The sequence below is a fragment of the Sodalis sp. dw_96 genome, from assembly GCF_018449575.1.
Taxonomy (GTDB): domain Bacteria; phylum Pseudomonadota; class Gammaproteobacteria; order Enterobacterales; family Enterobacteriaceae; genus Acerihabitans.
This window is the reverse complement of record NZ_JAAVUT010000073.1, coordinates 1-287: the sequence shown is the minus strand read 5'-3', so window position 1 is coordinate 287 and position 287 is coordinate 1. Positions and strand designations below refer to the sequence as shown.

Sequence of the window (287 nt, the reverse complement as noted above, 5' to 3'; positions counted from 1 at the left end):
TTTCACTACTGAGTTCGGCATGGGGTCAGGTGGGACCACCGCGCTAGTGCCGCCAGGCAAATTCTTTATTTGCCGAACTCTGCCATATTAACTGGTGCTGATACCCAGAGTCGAACTGGGGACCTCACCCTTACCAAGGGTGCGCTCTACCAACTGAGCCATATCAGCGCTCAAAGCTTTTATTCACCAACACCTCCGGTTACACTCGAGGTATCGGCCTTAATGGATGCCTGGCAATTCCCTACTCTCGCATGGGGAGACCCCACACTACCATCGGCGCTACGGCG

Annotated in this window: 1 tRNA gene; it reads right to left on the bottom strand. The window is 54.7% G+C overall.

What is annotated here, in order from left to right:
- Positions 1-92 precede the first annotated feature (92 nt).
- Positions 93-168: transfer RNA gene (locus tag HB631_RS26835), tRNA-Thr, on the bottom strand.
- Positions 169-287: the final 119 nt, after the last annotated feature.